This is a genomic window from Pelagibius sp. 7325 (assembly GCF_037652055.1).
Lineage (GTDB): Bacteria > Pseudomonadota > Alphaproteobacteria > Kiloniellales > Kiloniellaceae > Pelagibius.
Genome location: NZ_JBBKAH010000014.1, coordinates 108,676 through 125,618, shown reverse-complemented (window position 1 = coordinate 125,618; position 16,943 = coordinate 108,676). Strand labels below are relative to the sequence as shown.

The following is a 16,943-nucleotide window of genomic DNA, read 5'->3' as shown; positions in this document are numbered from 1 at the left end:
AAAAGGGCCCGGCGGTTTCCCGCCGGGCCCGGGTAGGGGTTATGAACGCCGTGGCGTCTTAGTCGACCACGATGTTGTTGTTGGTGGTGAGGTCGCTCGCCAGCACGTCGTTCAGCGTCACCGCCAGGGACGAGGTGCCCGCCCCCGCCGTACCGTCGAGATCCACCATGACGTCCACGTTGGCACCGTTCTGGACCAGCGTCACGTAGCCGTCGGCAATCGCTCCGGCCAGGTCGCTGCCGGTGAAGTCGCCCTCGTCCAGCAGGCTGGAGATATCCAGGATATCGCCGCCCGAGAGGAGGTCGCCGGCGTCGAAACCGTTCACGGTATCCCCGATCTCACCCGAGTTGAGGATCATGACCGTGTCGGTCTCGCCATCGGCCGCGAGGTTGATGAGGTCGGCATCGTCACCGCCGATGATGAGGTCTTCGCCGGTGCCGTCGAAGATGGTGTCGGCACCGCCCTCGCCGTCGATCGTGTCGTTGCCCTCGTCACCATGCAGCAGGTCGCTGCTGCCGCCGGCTTCGATCCGGTCGTTGCCGAGGCCGCCGTAGACCGTGTCCGCACCGCTGTTGTCACCGGCGTCGATGGTGTCGTCGCCGCCCTCGCCGTAGATCAGGTCATTGCCGTTGCCACCGAGGATGCTGTCGCCACCGATGAGCTCGTCGCCGCCATAGATGGTGTCGGCACCGTTCTGGCCGTTGATGGTGTTCCCGAACTCGTTGCCAATCAGGAGGTTGTCACCAGCGTTGCCGGTCAGGGAGGCGTTACCGGCGAACTCCAGCAGCTCCGCATTTTCGATGCCGGCGTAGTTGTTCAGGTTGATGCTGAACGACCCGACGATGGTGTCGTTGCCGTCAGAGTCGATAATGCTGTCCAGCGGGTCGGCAATGTAGAGGTCGTCGCCATCGCCACCGATCAGCAGGTCGATGCCGTCGCCGCCGTCCAGGGTGTCATCGCCATCTCCACCTTCGAGACGGTCACTGTCGCCGCCACCGAGCAGCAGGTCGCCGTCGGCACCGCCGTAGAGGGTGTCGGAGTTCGCGCCACCCGACAGGGTGTCGGCACCAGCACCGCCATACAGCAGGTCGTTGTCCGTGCCGCCGTCGACGGAGTCGTTGCCGCCACCAGCGTAGATAGTGTCGCTGCCTTCGTTGCCGAACAGGAGGTCGTCGTCACCCGTTGACGGATCGGCGTCGGTCGGATCGTCACCGTAGATGAGGTCCGCACCGTTGCCGCCGTGGATCGTGTCACGATGGCCAGCACCGCCCTCGCCGCCGTAGACCACGTCGGCACCGTCACCAGCGAAGACGAAGTCGCTGCCCAGGCCGGCGTCGATGGTGTCGTCGCCCCCGGTGCCGACGATCCCCTGGCCATCCGTCTCCGGATTGGCCGGGTAGGTCAGTGCGTCACCCACCAGGATGACGTTCTCGACGTTGGAGAGATCACCGTTGTAGCCCGCCACGGAAATGTAGACCGTGTCGTTATTGCCTTCGCCGGCCAGCTCGGTCACCACATCGTCAAGAGAGTCGATGTAGTAGACGTCGTCGCCGTCGCCGCCGGCCATGGTGTCCGTACCGGTGCCGCCGTCCAAGGTATCGTTGCCGGCACCGCCGATCAGGCTGTCGTTGTCGGCACCGCCCAGCAGCGAGTCGTTGCCATCACCGCCATCAAGGGTGTCGGCGCCCTCGCCACCGTCGAGGGTGTCGTTGCCGCCAAAGCCCTCGATGCTGTCGTTGCCGCCGCGTCCCTCGATGGAGTTGGCACCCGAGTTGCCCTGCAGGTGGTTGGCGTCATCGTTGCCGATGACGTTGCCCGGCCCGTCGCCCAGAAGAGTGGCGTTCTCAACATTATCGAAGTCGTTGAGATTGACACTGACGGTCGAGACCACCGTGTCGAAGCCGGCGCCGCCGTCGACGAAGTCGCCGAAGTCATCGACGTAGAAGACGTCGTCGCCGTCGCCGCCGTACATGAAGTCGGACCCGTCGCCACCGTAGAGGGTGTCGTTGCCGCCACCGCCGTACAGGGTGTCGTTGCCGCTGTCGCCGTACAGCACGTCGTCGTCGAACCCTGTGTCAGCGGAGTTGTCGCCGTAGATCAGGTCGTCGTCGCTGCCGCCGTAAAGGGTGTCCGAAGAGCCCTCGCCGCCGATCAGGGTGTCGGCACCGCCGCCACCGTGAACCACGTCGTTGCCCTCGCCGCCGTCGATGAAGTCGTTGTCTTCCTCGCCGTACAGGCGGTCGTCGCCGGCGTCGCCGTAGATCTCGTCGCGACCCTGGCCGCCGTAGACCGTGTCGTTGCCGGCATCGCCGTAGAGATCGTCGTCCTCGTCGCCGCCGTCGATGTAGTCGTCGTCATCGCCACCGTAGATGGTGTCGAGGCCAACGCCGCCGAAGAGGCTGTCGTTGCCGGCATCGCCATAGATGAGGTCGTCGCCGGCGCCGCCGTAGACGAGGTCGTTGCCGATGCCGCCACGGATGACGTCATCACCGCCGATGCTCTCGTCGATGTCGGAAGAGTCGCCGTAGATGGTGTCGTTGCCGGCTCCGCCGTAGATGGTGTCGTTGCCAGCGAATTGGGTCAGCACCGCGGTGCCGCCGTCGAGCGCCAGCACGTCGCCGGAGATCAGGTCGTTGCCCTCACCGCCGTCGATCGAGTCGTGGCCAGCGATATTGGCCGTCGCCGTGCCGCCGACAGACAGGGCGTCACCCGCGATGGTGTCGTTGCCGCCACCGCCGAAGATGGTGTCCGCACCGCTGTTCGGCACGCCGGCCACGGCCTGGTTGGTGACGGTGGCGTTGCCGCCGTCGCTCGCCAGGGCGTCGCCCGAGATCAGGTCGGCACCGTTGCCACTGGTGATGTGGTCGTTGCCAACCAGCGCACCGATGACGCCGAGCCCGAGGGTATTGGTCACCGTCGCGTTGCCGTTGCGGCCCGACGCCAGCGCATCACCCGCGATCACCTGGCCGTGGCTGCCGGCAACGATGGTGTCGTTGCCTGCCTTGCCACCGTTGCCGTTGACGATGTTCAGCACGGTCGCCGTGCCGTTCTCACCGGCCGCCAGGGCATCGCCCGCGATGTAGGACTTGCCGTACAGCCAGGAGCTGTCGCCCGCGGTGATCTTGTCGTTGCCGGCCGAAGCTCCGTCGGCACCGCCCGGGAGGAAGGTGTCGAAGCCCGCGAAGTTGGTGGCCTCCGCCGTGGCGCCGTAGCCGAAGGCTGCGGCGTCGCCGGCAATCTCGTGATTGCCGTAGCCGGCAGCGATGGTGTCGTCACCGGCCTGGGCCTTACCGTTCCCCTCGGAGACGGCGCGGTTGGTCGCCGTCGCCTTGGCGAAATCACCCAGCGTCAGGGCGTCGCCGGCGACCTTGTTCGAACCGTCGCCGGCCTCGATCACGTCGCTGCCGGCGCTGGCCGTGCCGCTGGCATGGAGGGCCAACGTCGCGGTGTTGGCCGCCGTGGCATGGCTGCCGCCATGGCCGGTCATGGCATCGCCGGAGATGGTGTCGTTGCCGGAGTTGCCATAGATCGTGTCGCCGCCGGCCGAGGCCTTGCCACCGCCGCTGGCGGCCGCCGTGTTCTCGGCCAGGGCCGTACCGTTGGCGCCCGTCGCCAGGGCGTCGCCGGCCACCTTGTCACCGCTCGCGCTGGCATGGATGGTGTCGTCGCCAGCCTGCACCGTGGCGCTGGCCGAAGCCGTCGCGGTATTCTTCTGGGTGGCGTCACTGTCATCGCCAGCCGCCAGAGCACCGCCCGAGATCTCGTCGAAACCAAATCCGCCGACGATGAGATCGTTACCGACCTTCACCGTCGAGCTGCCCTCGCCGATCCCGGTGTTGGTGCCCGTCGCGTCGCTGTTGGAGCCCGTGGTCAGGGCCTCACCCGCGATCTGGCCCCTGTCCAGAACATCCAGGAACGCACCGGCGTCGATGGTGTCGTTGCCGACGGCGACCACACCTTCGGCATAGCCGGTCCCCTTGTTCGTCGCCTTGGCCGAGCTGTCGTCACCGGTGGCCAGGGCATCACCCGCCAGCTTGTCGCTGCCGTAGCCGCCGGTGATCGAGTCGCTGCCGACCGTCACGTAGCCGGAGCTGTTGGCCGTGCCGGTATTGAAGACCTCGGCCGTACCGTGGTCGCCCGTCGCCAGAGCGTCGCCGGAGATCACGTCGGCACCGCTGGCGCCGTCGATCACGTCGTTGCCGACGATGACGGTGCTGGAATTGTTGGCCGTGCCGGTGTTCGTGGCCGTCGCCGTGCCGTAATCGCCGCTGGCCAAAGCCTCGCCGGCAATCTTGCTTCCGGTCCCGTCAAAGAGACCGCCACCATCGATGGTGTCGCTGCCGACCTTCACCTCGCCGGTGCCGTACCCGGTGCCGGTGTTGGTGGCTGTCGCCGAGCTGTTGTAACCGGTGGCCAGAGCCTCGCCGGCCAGCAGGTCGCTGTGGTCGCCGCCCTTGATCTTGTCGTTGTCGACGAAGGCCTGGGCCGGGCTGTTGGCGGTGCCGGTGTTGGTAACCGTCGCCGTCGAGTTGTCGCCCGTGGCGAGCGAGCCGCCGGAGATGGCGTCGCCGGACCCGTTGCCCTCGAGGGTGTCGTTGCCGACCTCCACGTGGCTGGTCCCGTTGGCGGTGCCGTCGTTGGTGGTGATCGCCTGGCCGTATTCGCCCAGCGCCAGCGCCTCACCGGCGATGAAGTCGACACCCGACCCACCGACGATGCTGTCGCTGCCGACCTTCACGAAGGCGTCGTCGTAGCCGATGCCGTCGTTGTCGGCCAGGGCCGAGACGTTGGTGGCCGCGCCCGAGGCATTGCCCGCCATCGCCTCACCGGCCAGGTAACCGTAGCCGCTGCCGCCGTAGATGGTGTCGTTGCCGACCTTCACCGAGGCGCCATTGGAGCCGGTGCCCGTGTTGTCGGCATCGGCCGTCGAGCCGTTGCCCAAAGCCAGCGCTTCACCGGCGGCGTAGTCCTCGTTGGAGCCCACCGAGATCCAGTCGTTGCCGACCGACACGGTGCTGCGACCGCTGCCGACGCCGTCGTTGTCGGCCCAGGCGGTGGTGTTGGCACCCATGGTCAGGGCATCGCCCGCCACGATGTCCACCGTGCCGCCCTGGTCGCTGTCGGACGTGGTGATCGAGTCGTTGCCGACGGAGGCCTCGTTGGTGAACTGGTCGCCGGAGCCCTCGCCGAAGTTGGTCGCCGTGGCGTTGCCACCGGCCACGTCGGTGCTGGCGGCATCGCCGGCGATGACGTTGTTGTCGCCGTCGGCGCGGATCGTGTCGTTGCCCGCGAAGGCGTCGCTCTGGGAGTTGCCGCCCGCCTTGGCGCTGTTGTTGGCGTTCGCCACGCCGCCGGCACCCGTCGCCAGGGCGTCACCGGCGATGATGTCGTCGCCGTCGCCGCTGTCGATGTCGGACTCGATGGAGTCGTTGCCCGCGAAGGCATCCCAGGTGCCGTCCAGCGCCTCGGCCGTGTTGTTGGCCGTGGCGATGGCCGCCACGCCCGCGGCCAGTGCGTCGCCCGCGATGCGGTCCTTGCCCTCGTCGCCGGTCGCCTGGATCCAGTCGTTGCCGGCACCGGACTCGTCGGTGTTGCTGGCATCCGCCTTGGCCAGGTTGTTGGCCGTGGCATTGCCGCCGTCGGCGCTGAAGGAGCCCGCGTCGCCGGCCACCCAGTCCTCGCCGCTGCCGACTTCGATCTTGTCGTCGCCGGCCGTGCCGCCGTACTCGGAGGTGTTATTGGCCACCGCACCGGCGTTCGTTCCGAACGCCGCCGCGTCGCCGGCCACCGAGTCGTTGCCGCCGCCAGATTCGATCCGGTCGTTGCCGGCCTCGGCCTCGCCGCCCGTGGTCTTGTTGTCGGCCTCGGCAAGGGCGTCGGCCCCCATGGCCAGGGCGTCGCCGCCGACCTTGTCGTGACCGTCCTGCATGGTGATGTAGTCGGTGCCCGCGTCGGAGGAGTCGCCGTTGGCCGTGTTGTTGGCGTAGGCCTTCGCGTTGCTGCCGGCCACCTCGAGGGCGTCGCCAGCCACCACATTGTCGCCACTGCCGGCGTCAATATCGTCAGCACCCGCATCGCCGCCGGAGCTGGCGTCGTTGTTGGCGATCGCCGTTCCGCCGGTGACGACCACCGAGCCGGAGTCGCCCGATACCGTGTCGGCGCCGCCGCCGGCAACGATCGAGTCGTTGCCCGCGCTACCGTAGTTCAGCGCCTCGTTGGTGGTGGTGGCCGTGCCAGCCGGACCCTTCACCAGCGCACCGCCGGCAATGATGTCCGCGCCCCAACCGGCCTGGATGGTATCGTTGCCGGCCGTGGCATTCTCACCGTCCGCCTTGTTGTTGGCGGTCGCGGTGCCCGTGCCGCTGCCGATCACGGCCGCGGCGTCACCGGCCAGGACATCCGACCGGCCGTCGTCGTCGGCATCGATCTTGTCGTTGCCGGCCCCGGCCGTGCCGTAGGTCCCAGCCGTCGCCTGGTTGTCCGACTTGGCCGTGCCGTTGGCGCCGAGCGCCAGGGCGTCGCCGGCCACCGTGTCGTAGCCGTCGCCCGCCTCGATGGTGTCGTTGCCGGCCAGGGCCGTGCCCTTGTACGCGGTCGCCTTGTTGTCGGTGTCCGCGGTGGCACCGGCACCCTTGGTCAGGGAGCCGCCGGAGATCAGATCGTTGCCGTCGGCCGCCTTGATCAGGTCGCTGCCGGCCTCGGCCGTGCCGTAGTTGTAGCCGGTATCCGCCGTGTTGTTGGCATAAGCGTTGCCGCCCTGGTGGCTGGTGCTGGCCGCGTCGCCGGCCAGGATGTCGGCTGCGCCGCCCTGGGAGGCATTGATGGTGTCGTTACCGGCACGGGCGTGGCTGTCGTACCACTTGCCGCCCCACTGGTCCTCGTCCTCGACGACCTGCGCGGTGTTGTTGGCGACCGCCTTGCCGTCCTTGCCCGTGGCCAGGGCGTCACCGGAGATGGTGTCGTTGCCATAGCCGGCATGGATGGTGTCGTCGCCCGCGACGGCCTTGCCGCCGAACCAGGCCTTGGCAAGGTTCGTCACCTTGGCCCAGGCACCCTCACCCGCGGCCAGGGAGCCGCCGGCGATCTCGTCGCCGCCGTCGCCGGCCTTGATGGTGTCGTTGCCGGCCTCGGCATGGCCCTCGTACCAGTTCTCACCGGCCAGTGCCGTGTTCTCCGTGGTCGCGTCGCCGCCCTTGTCGTCGACACTGGCCGCGTCGCCGGCGATCTGGTCGCCGGTGTTGCCGCCGGTGGCCGTGATCTTGTCGTTGCCGGCCTTGGCGACGGAGTAGTTCTGATTGGTGTTGCCCTGGTCCTCGTCCGCGACGGCCTTGTTCTTGGCCTCCGCGGTGCCGCCCTCATTGGTCGCCAGGGCATCGCCGGCCACATCGTCGTGGTTGCCGCCGACATCGATGATGTCGTTACCCGCCAGCGCGGTGGCGCGGACGGCCGAAGCCGACGCCTGGTTGGAGGACTGCGCCTTGCCGTACTTGCCGGTGGCGACCGCATCGCCGCCGACGTCGTCGTTGCCGGCGTCGGAGTTGATCACGTCGTTGCCGGCCTCGGCCCAGGGCTCGTAGCCGCCCATGGCCTGCGCGATGTTGTCGGAGTTCGCGGTGCCGTTGTCACCGGTCGCCAGCGCATCGCCCGCGACGATGTCGTTGCCGCCGCCGGACTTAATGGTGTCGTTGCCGGCGAAGGTGTCGACGTAGTCGCCCGTGTTGGCCAGGGCCTTGTTCTCGGTCCAGGCCGTTGCGCCGTTGCCTTCTGCCAGCGAGCCGCCCGAGACGGTATCGTAGCCGTTGCCGGTCTCGATATCGTCGTTGCCGGCCCCGGTGTTCGGGCTGACGTTGGACTCGGCCAGGTTCTTCACCGTCGAGTTGCCGCTGTTGGCGCCCATGGAGGCGGCATCACCGGCGACCACGTTGTGGCCGTCGCCCGCGCGGATCTTGTCGCTGCCGGCCTGGTGGCCGTCCTGACTGGCGTACTTGGAGGTGTTGGAGACCGAACTGGTCGCACCGGCACCAAAGGCCAGGGCGTCACCGGAGATGGTGTCGTTGCCCGCCCCGCCGTACATGTCGGCGTAGATGGTGTCGTTGCCGGCCTTGCCGCCCGTCTCGGCGGAGTTCACCACCGTGGCGTTGCTGGCGCCCGTGCCGTAAGCCAGGGAGTCGCCGGCCACCACGTCGTGGCCGAAATAGGTCTCGATCCGGTCGTTGCCGGCTGAGCCGTTGGCGGTCGCCGTGTTGGTGGTGGTCGCATCCGCCGCGCCACCGGAGAACTCGCCGGCATCGCCAGCGACCTTGTTGTTGCCGCTGCCGGCGTTGATCGAGTCATCGCCGGCCTGGCTGCCCCAGCCGCCGGCCGTGTTGGTCGCCGTGGCCGTCGAGCCGATGCCGGTCTCGATGGTCAGGGCGTCACCCGACACGCTGTCGTCGCCGCCGGAGGTATTGATGGCGTCGACACCCGCGGAGCCGCCGCCGGTGGCCGCGTTGTTGGCCTGGGCGGAGACACCCGCGCCATAGGCCAGGGCGTCACCGGCCACGGTATCCTTGCCCGACCAGGTGGAGATGTCGTCGTTGCCGGCCTCGGCACCGCTGTGGGCCGTGTTGGTGGCCCGCGCGGTGGCCAGACCGTTGGCGGACTTCGCCAGGGCATCGCCGGCGATCAGGTTGTCGCCGTCGAAAGCCTCGATGTGGTCATTGCCCGCCTTGGAACCGGAGCCCGTGGCGTAGTTGTCGGTGTCGGCCGTCACGGCGTCTTCGCCGATGGCCAGGGAGCCACCGGAGATCGTGTCGTCGTCGCCACCACCGAAGATCGTGTCGTTGCCGGCCTCGGCGCCGCTGTAGGCCTTGTTGTTGGTGTAGGCCTCGGCGTCGTCGCCGGCCACCGCCATGGCATCGCCCGCCACGCGGTTCTCGCCGTACCAGGCCTCGATGGAGTCGTTGCCGGCGCTGCCGGAGCTGTAGTGCGCTTCGTTATTGGCCACCGCCTTGGCGTCGGCCGCGTAGCCGGTGCCCGTGGACACGGCCATCGCATCGCCGGCGATGTCGTCGCTGGCGGCGGGGCCCTCGGCGTCGGCGTAGATCGTGTCGTTACCGGCGGCGCCCTTCTCGGCGTAGTTCTCCTGCTTGGCGAAGGCCGCAGCGGTTGCCACCGCCATGGCACCGCCGGAGATGGTGTCCTCGCCCTTGCCGGTCTCGATCAGGTCGTTGCCGGCACCGTTGTCGCCGTCCTGGGTGGCGCGGTTCTTGCCATAGGCATCGGCGGTGTGGCCGATGGCCTGGGAGTCGCCGGCGATCAGGTTGTGGCCGTCACCGGCATAGATGGTGTCGTTGCCGGCACCATTGCCGCCGTCATAGCCCTCGGCCTTGTTCTCGGAGTCGGATTCCGCGTGCCACTTGGCGATGGCCTGGGCGTCGCCCGAGATCTTGTCGCTGTCGCGGCCGGTCTCGATGTAGTCGTTGCCCGCCCGGTTGCCGTAGTCCTTTTCGGCGTGGTTGTGCGACTTGGCCTTGGCGTTGCCCCAGGAGGAAATAGCCTGGGCGTCGCCCGCCACGACGTTCTCGCCCTTGTCGGCGTAGATCGTGTCGTTGCCGGCCTCGTTGTAGTCGTCGTCGTGCTTCTTGCCGCCGGCGTGGTTGTCCTGTTCGGCGTAGGCCCAATCACTGGCCACCGCCTGCGCGCCGCCGGAGATGGTGTCGGCGCCCCAGCCGGAGACGATCTTGTCGTTACCGGAGTCGTTGCCGTCGCCCCAGCCGGCGTCATTCTTGCCGTAAGCCTCGGCGTCGTCGTGCTTGGACACCGCCTGCGAGTCGCCGGCCACCAGGTTCTTGCCGCCGTCAACGAAGATGTCGTCGTTGCCGGCGTCATTGCCGTCGCCCTCGGTCACATTCTCGGAGTAGGACTTGGCGTCCTTCTTGGCGATCGCCTGTGCGTCGCCGGAGACCGTGTCGTCGCCGTACCAGGTCCGGATGGTGTCGTTGCCGGCCGCGTTGTTGGCCTTCTCGTCATCCTTGCCCTGAGCATGGTTGTGCGACTTGGCCGTCGCCCAGGAGTCGTTGCCCGTGCCGATGGCCTGGGCGTCGCCGGCGACCTTGTTGTCGCCCTGGTAGGCATCGATCCAGTCGTTGCCCGCCTTGTTGTCGTCGTCGTTATCCCACTCGCCGGCGTGGTTCTGCTGCTCGGCGAAGGCCGACTTGTGGCCGATCGCCTGGGAGCCGCCGGAGACGGTGTCGTCGGCGCTGCCGGCGTGGATGGTGTCGTTGCCGGCGCGGCTGCCGTCGCCCTTCTTGGCGTCATTCCAGCCCTTGGCGACCGCGTCGTCGCCCCACGAGAGGGCCTGGGCGTCACCAGCCACCTTGTTCTCGCCACCGCCGGCGACGATGTAGTCGTTGCCCGCGGAGGCTCCGCCGGTCGCCAGGTTGGTCGCGGTCGCTTCGGAATAGCCCGACGCGCGCGCCTGGCTGTCGCCGGAAATGGTGTCGTTGCCGTTGCCGGTCTCGAGGTCGTCGTCGCCCGCCTGGGCGCCGTCCTCGGCCGTGTTGTAGCTGTGCGCCTTGGCGGTGCCACCCGTGTTCACGGCCATGGCGTCACCGGCCACCCGGTTCTCGCCGCCGCCGGCACGGATCTTGTCGTTGCCCGCGTCGCCGCTGGCGTTCTTTGCCGTGTTGTGGGCGTCGGCATGCGCCTCGCCGCCGAACCAGCCCTGCGAACGGGCCATCGCGTCGCCGGCCACCTCGTCGTCGTCATCCGGCGAGCCGGCGTCCGAGTAGATGGTGTCGTTGCCCGCGTCGCCCTTGTCGGCGTAGTTCTCCTGCTTGGCATAGGCCGCGGCCGAAGCCACCGCCATGGCACCGCCGGAGATGGTGTCCTTGTCGTTGCCGGTCACGATGTGGTCGTTGCCGGCACCGTTGTCGGCGTCGTCGACGGCCACGTTCTTGCCGTAGGCGTTGGCGGTCTTGCCGATGGCCTGCGAGTCGCCGGCCACCAGGTTGTCGCCCTCGCCGGCATAGATCGAGTCGTTGCCGGCCTTGTTGTCCCGGTCGCCCTTGGCGGTATTGGTGGAGACGGACTCCGCGTGCCACTTGGCGATCGCCTGGGCATCGCCCGAGATCACGTCGTCGCCGTAGTGGTCGTACTCGTCGGTGACGATCTTGTCGTTGCCGGCGCTGTTGCCGTCGTCCTTGTCGGCCGTGTTGATCGATTTGGCCTTCGAGCTGCCCTCGCTGGAGATCGCCTGCGCGTCGCCCGCGATCACGTTGTCGCCCTTGGAGGCGTAGATCTCGTCGTCGCCGGCCTGGTTGTAGTCGTCGTCGTGCTTCTTGCCGCCGGCCTTGTTCTCCTGCTCGGCGTAGGCGTAGTCCTCGCCCACCGCCTGCGCGCCGCCGGAGATGGTGTCGTCGCCCCAACCGGAGGTGATGGTGTCGTTGCCGGCGTCATTGCCGTCGCCGTCATAGGCCTCGTTCTTGCCGTAGGCATAGGCGGACTCGTCCTTCGAGATGGCCTGGGAGTCGCCCGCCACCAGGTTGTCGCCGCCGTCGACGGAGAGCCAGTCGTTGCCGGCGTCGGAGTTGTAGCCGGTCGCCTTGTTGTCGGCGTCGGACTTGGCGTACTCCTCGGCGATCGCCTGGGCGTCGCCGGAGACCGTGTCGTCGCCGCCGTAGGTCACGACGGTGTCGTTGCCGGCCTGGCCGCCGTCTTCGGCGGTGTTGTTGGCATAGGCCTCGGCGTCGTCATGGTAGCTGATCGCCATGGCATCGCCGGCGACCTTGTTGTCGCCGCCTTCGGCGTAGATGACATCGTTGCCAGCGTCGCCGCTATTCTCATCGGCGTAGTTGTCGGCCTTGGCCTCCGCCTCGGAGTCCTCGCCGTAGCCCTTGGAGAGGGCCAGGGCGTCGCCCGCGACCACGTCGTGGTCATCCGGGGAACCCCAGTCGGAATAGATGGTGTCGTTGCCGGCGTCGCCCTTGTCGCCGATGTTCTCCTGCTTGGCATAGGCCTTGTTGTCGGCCACCGCCATGGCACCGCCGGAGATGGTGTCCTTGTCGTCGCCGGTCTTGATCAGGTCGTTGCCGGCGCCGTTGGCCGCGTCCTCGATGGCCTCGTTCCTGCCGTAGGCATTGGCGTCGCCGTGCGAGGAAATCGCCTGCGAGTCGCCCGCCACCAGGTTGTCGCCGTCGCCGGCATAGATGGTGTCGTTGCCGGCGGTGTTGTCGCCGTCGTGACCCTCTGCCTTATTGACGGCGTCCGACTCGGCGTACCACTTGCCGATCGCCTGGGCGTCGCCGGAGACCGTGTCGTCGCCCCAGCCGCTGGTGATCTTGTCGTTGCCTGCGTCGTTGCCCTCGTCCTTGTCGGCATGGTTGTGGGCATCGGCCTTCGCCGTGCCGAACCACGCGATCGCCTGCGCCTCGCCGGCTACCGCGTTGTTGCCGTCGCCCGCCTCGATGGAGTCGTTGCCGGCCTCATTGCGGTCGTCGTCGTGGCCACGCCCGCCGGCATGGTTCTCCTGCTTGGCCTCGGCGTAATGCCCGGCGACGGCCTGGGCGTCACCGGAGATGGTGTCGCTGCCCCAGCCTGCCTTGATGGTGTCGTTGCCGGCGTCGTTCTTGTCACCCGCGAAGGCGTCGTTCTTGCCAAACGCCTTGGCGATGCGCCCGGCGATCGCCTGGGCGTCGCCCGCCACCTTGTTCCACCAGCCGCCGCCGACGTCGATGGTGTCGTTGCCGGCGGAGGAGTCGTAGCCCGTCGCCTTGTTGTCGGTGTCGGCCTTGGCCTCGTCGTCGGCGCGCGCCTGGGAGCCACCGGAGACGATGTCGTTGCCCGCCCCGGTCAGGATCTCGTCGTCGCCGGCCGAGCCGCCGTCAGTCGCCGTGTTGTCGGTGTAAGCCTCGGCATCGCCACCGTGCTGCAGAGCCACCGCCATCGCGTCGCCGGCCGCGGTGTTGTTGCCGCTGCCCGCCCAGATGGTGTCGTTGCCGGCAGAGGAGCCGTGATCGTCGGCCTTATTGTCGGCCTTGGCCTCGGCATGGCCGTACCAGCCGCCGCTGATCGCCATGGCGTCGCCGGCAGCCTGATCGTTGCCGTCGCTCCACGGGAAGCTGTCCGCAACGATCTTGTCGTTGCCCGCCTGGCCCTTGTCGTCGGCATCGTTGTTGGTCTTGGCGTAGGCGCTGCTGCCGCCCTTCGCCAGCGAACCGCCGGAGACGGTATCGTCACCGCCGTCGGTGCTGATGAAGTCGTTGCCCGCCGTCGAACCGTAACCGACGGCCTCGTTGTCGGCATCGGCATGAGCGGACCCCTGCGACAGCTCCACCGCGTCGCCGGCACCCAGGTCGTCACCGCTGCCGGCGTAGATCGCGTCGTTGCCCGCGCTGCCGCCCAGGAAGGCGGCGTTGTTGGCATAGGCCGAGCTCGGTACCGCCGTGCCGTTTTCGATGGTCAGGGCATCGCCGGAGAAGACGTCGTTGCCGCTGCCCGTGTCGAGGTGGTCGTTGCCCGCCTTCGCGCCGTAGCCGACCGCCGTGTTGTTGGCCACCGAAAGACCGCTGCCGTCCGCGATCGCCAGCGCGTCGCCGGCAACCACGTCGTCGCCCGAGCCGCTGAAGATCTTGTCGTTGCCGGCTTCGCCGCCCCAATAGGCCCCGTTCTCGGTCTTCGCCAGCGCACTGCCGGCGCCCTTGGCGAGCGAGCCGCCGGACACCGTGTCGTCACCGCCGTCGGTGAGGATGGTGTCGTTGCCGGCGCTGGAGCTCCAGCCGCCGGCCGTGTTGCCGGTGTGGGCGTGCGCGTCGCCGTAGACCGAAATCTCGGCAGCATCGCCGGCGCCGAGATCGTTGCCGGAGCCCGCGGTGATCAGGTCGTCACCGGCCGAGCCGCCGTCATACGCCGTATTGTAAGCGTAGGCCGAGCGCTCCTCCTCATCGCCAGCACCGAAGTGCTCGATGGTCAGCGAGTCGCCGGAGAAGACATTGTCGCCTTCGCCAGCGAAAATCTTGTCATTGCCCGCCTCGGCAGCATCCTTGGCAGTGTTCACGGTCTTCGACAGACCGTAGCCGCCGGTCGCGAGAGCCAGGGCATCGCCGGCGATGGCGTCGTCGCCGTCGCCGCCGTGGATTTCGTCATTGCCGGCGTCGCCGCCGAAATCGTCGGCCGAATTGGTGGCAATCGCGGTCGCGATATAGCCCACCGCGGCGGCATCGCCGCCGATGGCATCATCGCCCGTCTCGCCCTCGCCGCCGTCGCCGTAGATGGTGTCGTTGCCGGCGTCGCCCGCGACGTAGCCCGTGCCGCGGTCGGCGGTGTTGTAGGACAGCGCCGTGGCCATGCCGTATTCGGACACGGCCAGCGCTTCGCCGCCAATCACGTCGTCGCCATCGCCACCGACGATCTCGTCGCTGCCGACATCGGCCTGGGACGCACCAAAGACGGCCAGGTTCTTGGCCACGGCCAGAGCTGCCGCTTCGTCTTCGGCAACGGCGCCGGCATCACCGGCGATCAGGTCATCGCCCTCGTCCCCGGAAAGGCTGTCGTTGCCGAAGCCGCTGTCTTCCTGATTGTTGCCATCCTCGGAACGCTGGATGCTGTCGTCCGAATAGGCGAAGGCACTGGCGATGCCGTCGGAATCGTCGGTCGCCAGGGCGTCGCCGGAGATCTTGTCGTCACCGCCGCCGGCCACGATCGTATCGTTGCCGCCGATGATCGCAATGGCGTCGAACGGCACATAGCCGCCCTCGCCGCCGCCCACGAGCTGCAGGTTCAGCTGGTCCGGGATCTCCTCGATCGGGACCTCTGCGACCGGCAGGGAGTGCATGTTGTTCAGCGCGTCACCGGCGAGCACATCGTCGCCGGCCTCACCGCCCTCGGGCATGCCGCCCAGGCCGCCCTCGCTGTCGTCGCCGTCGCCGTAGATCGCGTCGTCGCCGGTACCGCCGTCGATGGAATCGTCGCCTTCGCCGCCGATCGCCACGTCGCCGCCAGAGCCGCCATAGATCTGGTCGTCACCGGCATTGCCGAACAGGAAGTCGTTGTGGTCGCTGAACTTGGGGGTGTGGTCCAGTCCGGCCGCGCCGCCCGAGAAGACGCCGCCGCCGAAGAACAGTTCATTGAACTGATCCAGCACCTTCTGCGCCTGGTCCTGCACCATCTCCTGGCTGCCGCCGTAGAGCGTGTCGTTGCCGGTTTCGCCCAGGATGAAGTCCGGACCGCCGTAGCCCTCGACCAGGTCGCCGCCCGCTTCAGCCTGCAGGAAGTTCTGGCCGGCCAGCGGGTCCGGGTTGTTCTGCTGCGGGTTGAGGTCGTCGTTCAGCGGGTCCCAGGGATTGTCGTCGGTCGAGCCTTCGCCGCCGTCGATCACGGTATCGTTCAGCGTGCCGTCGGTCGGGGTGTTGTTGGTCGTCCAGTCGCTCTGGCTGTTGGTGTCGTCCAGATCGACGCGGGAGAAGATGTGGTGGTTGCCGGTGAACTGGCCGTTGAAGGTCTCGAAGCTGAGGTTCAGCAGCGGCGAGCCGAAGCCGGCCGGCGCGCCGGCGAAGTCAGGGTCCGTCATGCCGCCCAGGTCGCTCTGGTCGACGTTGGCCGCGAAGGAGTCGACGGACTGGTCGCCATCGAACACCACGTTGACGGCAATGGCCTCGGTGGTGTCGTCGCCGAGGTCCCAGAAGGCGGCGCCGGCGATGGTGGTTCCGTCGACCACGTTGCCGTCGGCGTCAAACACCCGGATGATGATGTCCTCACCCGGCGCGCCGGTGTCGTCGGCCAGCTGGTAGAACACGATGAAGCCACCGGCCGGAATCGTGATGCCGTCGGGCACTTCGAAGGTCACGACCACGCCGGCGGGATTCAGGATCTCGATAGTGAGCGCGTCGGTATCGATGTCGTCATCGGAGGTGTTCACCAGCTCGATGAAGTTGTACTCGAGTTCTTCGACCGCCTCGACCTGATCGCCATAGGAGATGCCGCCGTCGCCTTCTTCACCCGGCAGCGGCGGAATGCCCATCTTCACGCTCAGGCCGATCTCGTTGATCAGCAGGGGCGGCGCCTCGTTATCAATCAGGATGATCTCGTCGGCCTCGACATTGAAGCCGCCGAACTCCAACTCCACGGGGTCGATCACGCCCTGCGCCACCAGCAGATCGAGAATGTCGCCCAGATTGTCGTCGTAAAAGGACGCGCCGCCGCCCGCCGCGTCCGGTCCGGCAGCCACCTCGTCCAGCGGGGCCTCACCCTGACCCGCCAGCGCCAGCGCCTGACCCAGCAACACGTCGGAGCCGATTTCGGCGCCACCGATCTGGAAGGTCGGCGCATCGCCGGCCTCAACGATGTCGACCAGATCGAGGAACACGATCTGGCTGTCCGGCGTCCCGTCGCCGTTGTCATCGAAGGCAAGGGCGAAGTTGTCGCCCTGCACCTGGACCTGCGCGTCACCCGGCGCGAAGTCCAGGACGTAGGTCTGTCCGGGAGCAACCTGGATCTCGACGGTCTGGCCGGGTGCCGGGCGGCTGACGACGATCGCCTCGCCGGCCTGGCCGACGGCCACAGCGCCCATCGTCTGGGTGCCCTCGGCACCCATGCCCTGGGTGCCCTCGGCACCGGAAGTATAAGCCTCGGCGGACTCGGTCACGTTGGCTTCCTGAGCGTCGTAACCGCGGGTGAGATCGTCCGTCATAATTCTTCCTCCGTTATGACCAGGCCGGGCTGAAATGTGCGCTACGCGCGATAATTGCCCCTGGTCCCCATAAACCAATTGCGCGCAGTTTGTGAAAATCCTGTGGTAATAGCAAGGAAAGCTCCGTTAAAACCTATGCTGTTTTGTATGAGTTTCCTGAAATATTCGGGCAAAAAGGGGGAATTAGGTTAATAAAATGGCTTAGAAACATTAAAACTACGCGTTTAGATTGAAATATCTATGGTTAAGATATCTGACGCTTTTATTTAGGCTTCCT

The 16,943-nt window shown here is 67.6% G+C and carries 1 protein-coding gene; it reads right to left on the bottom strand.

Features of this window, described 5'->3' with window-relative positions; all coding sequences use genetic code 11:
- Positions 1–58: 58 nt before the first annotated feature.
- Positions 59–16,666 (bottom strand): hypothetical protein, encoded by a 16,608-nt coding sequence (locus WDC82_RS24070; protein WP_340119976.1) that lies wholly within the window; start codon positions 16,664–16,666, stop codon positions 59–61.
- Positions 16,667–16,943: the final 277 nt, after the last annotated feature.

Coding starts and splice junctions, on each gene's coding strand:
- WDC82_RS24070 (WP_340119976.1), bottom strand. CDS start 16,666: ATGACGGACGATCTCACCCGCGGTTACGACGCTCAGGAAGCCAACGTG.